We start from the raw sequence: 2996 nt of genomic DNA, 5'->3' as shown, positions 1-2996 counted from the left end.
CGCACATGATTCGCCAACCCCCGGTGCGACACCTGCACACCCTTCGGCCGACCCGTCGACCCCGACGTGAAAATCACATACGCCAACTCGTCGAGGTCGATCGGTCCGGGCAGGGCCGCGCGCAGGTCACCGTCGGCCGTGGCCTCCTCGGCGCCGTCGGCCACGATCTCGTCCACCCGGAGCACGTCGACCCCGGCACCGGCGAACCGGTCCGCGTACCGCTGCGAGGTGACCGCGACCCGGGCACCCGCGTCAGCGAGCATCGCGGCGATACGGCCCGGCGGGTACGACGGATCCACCGGCACGAACGCCGCACCCGCCTTCCACACCCCCAGCATCGACGCCACCAACTCGACGCCACGGTCCAGCAGCACACCCACCACCGCACCGGCACCCACACCCCGGCCGACCAGGCGCCGCCCGATCACGGCGGCGCGGGCGTCCAGGCCCGCGAAGTCGATCGTCCGACCGCCCGACTCGGACACGGCCTCCGCCGAGGGCGCCTCGGCCGCCCGCGTCTCGAACTCGGCGAGGACCGAACGCGACACCGGCTCCACCGCCGACGCCCCGTCGACCAGGACCACCGACGCCTCACCCGCCGGCAGACACGTCACCGACGCGTCACCGTCCATGTCGGCCACCATCGCCTCCAGCACCGCCCGGTACATGCCACCGAGGCGCAGGACGTTGGGGTAGCTGACCTGGTGCGGCCGGGCGAGGATGTTGAGCACGCCGCCGAGCGTGGAGACGTGCAGGCCGAACTCGCCGCTGGCCTCGTAGATGGCGTCCTCGAAGTCGACCCGCTCGGTGTCGACCTGCTCGAAGTCGAGGTAGTTGAAGAGGATCTCGATCGGCCGGCGCCCGTCGCCCAGGCGCTGCACGGCCGGCAGCGGGTAGCGGCGGTGCGGCCACAGCTCCAGCTCCCCGGCGAAGGTGTTGCGGATCAGCTCCCGCCAGGTACGCGCGCCCGCGTCGTGCACGAACGGCAGCGTGTTCAGGTGCATCCCGTAGACCCGGTCGGCGCCGGTCACCTCGGGCCGGCCGTGGCTGACCAGCCCGCTGGTGAACACGGGCTCGGCGGTGAGCTGGCTCATCACCTTCAGGTGCGCGGCCAGCAGCACGCTCTTCAGCGACGTGTCGGTACGGCTGGCCAGCTCGCGCAGGTCGTCCATCAGGTCGTGCAGGGGTACGCGGGTGCCGCACTCGTACTCCGGGACCGACTCGTCCTCGCCCCAGCCGGCGGGCAGTTCGAAGACCGGGCGGGCGACGACGCCCTGCCAGTAGTCGCGGTCCTCGTCCGACGCCAGCGCCTCGATCTCGCCGGCGACGAAGTCGGCGTAGCGGACCGGGGGCGCCTCGAACGCCGCAGGTGCGCCGGTGTCGCGCAGGCTGCGGTAGTTGTCGAGGATCTCCATGAGCAGCGAGTGGTGGCTCCAGCCCTCGAGGATGCCGTGCGACATGGTCAGCACGAACCACCACGTGTCGTCGCGGCCGGCCGCCCCGGCGATGCGCATCTGCGGGACCTGGTCGGGGGTGAACGGCCGGGACCGCTCGGCGGCCAGGTACGCCCGTAGCCGGCTCTCGGCCTCCTCGTCCGTGCCGTCGCGCAGGTCGAGCAGCGTGACGTCGACGGGCACCCCGGCGTGTACGAGCTGCATCGGCACCGAGAAGCCGGTCAGGTCGAACGAGGTACGCAGGATCTCGTGCCGCTCCACGACGGTCCGTACGGCCCGGCGCAGCGCGTCGCCGTCGAAGGCGTGCTCGTCGCGGATCGGGAACGCCGACACGTTGTGGTAGGTGCGCCGCTCCGAGTCGGAGAGCGTCACCACAAGCATGGCGAGCTGCACCTGCGCGCACGGGTACGCGTCGGCGAGCCCGGCGGGCAGCTTGGCCCGGTCGGCGTCGTCGAGCAGGCTGAACGGGGCGACGGCCCGGAAGGCGGGCGCGACCTCCGCGTCGTCCCCGCCGGAGAGGTGCGCGGCCAGGGCGGCGACCGTGCGGTGCACGAAGACGTCGCGCACCGAGACCGGGTGGCCGGCGCCGCGCAGCGCGCCCACGAGCGCGATGGCGCTGATGGAGTGCCCGCCGAGGTCGAAGAAGCTGTCCCGGGTGCTGACCTGTTCGAGCTGGAGCACCTGGCCCCAGATCTCCGCCAGCCGTTCCTCCAGCTCGGTCGCCGGGGCGACGTGCTGCCGCTGCGCGGGCACCGCGGTGTCCCACAGGGCGGCCCGGTCGACCTTGCCGTTGGCGTTGAGCGGGATCGCCTCCACGGCGACGAACTCGGCCGGGACCATGTACTCCGGCAGGTGCTCGGCGCACCGCTGCCGGATCCGGTCCAACAGGCCCGGCGTCGCCGGCGCGCCAGGGCGGTAGAACACCACGAGCCGGTCCGACTCGCCGACCAGGGCGACGGCGTCGCCGACGCCGTCGGTGCCCTCGACGACCGCTTCGATCTCGCCGAGTTCGATGCGGTAGCCGCGAATCTTCACCTGGTGGTCGACGCGGCCGACGAACTCCACCGCCCCGTCGGGCAGCCGCCGCACCAGGTCCCCGGTGCGGTACATCCGCGCCCCGACCGTGTTTCCGGGCTCGTTGCCGGCTGCGGCGAACGGGTCGGGCACGAACCGCTCCGCCGTCAACGCCGGCTGACCCGCGTAACCACGGGCCACACCCACGCCACCCACGTACAACTCGCCGACCACGCCCACCGGGGCGAGGTGCAGGTCCCGGTTGAGCACGTACATCGTCATGCCCGGCAGAGCACGACCGATCGGCACCACCGGACCCGCCTGCTCGGTCTCGATCGGGAAGATGCAGGTGCCGACACTCGCCTCGGTCGGCCCGTACTCGTTGACCAGACCGCCCGGCCCCAGAAGCGTCAGCCACCGGTTGGCCAGGGCCGCCGGCAGCGCCTCACCAGCGACCACCACCACCGGCGCCAACGACGCCAACGCCTCATCCGACAACTGCCGACCAAGAATCTCCAGATGACCCGG

Annotated in this window: 1 protein-coding gene; it reads right to left on the bottom strand. The window is 72.4% G+C overall.

Features of this window, described 5'->3' with window-relative positions:
- Positions 1-2951: AMP-binding protein (locus AB0B83_RS30055; RefSeq protein WP_357580999.1), on the bottom strand; the 2951-nt coding region annotated here is incomplete at its 3' end.
- Positions 2952-2996: the final 45 nt, after the last annotated feature.

Origin of the sequence: Micromonospora sp. NPDC049060 (assembly GCF_040649055.1) — a bacterium.
Lineage (GTDB): Bacteria > Actinomycetota > Actinomycetes > Mycobacteriales > Micromonosporaceae > Micromonospora > Micromonospora reichwaldensis.
This window is presented reverse-complemented; position numbering and strand designations above follow the sequence as displayed.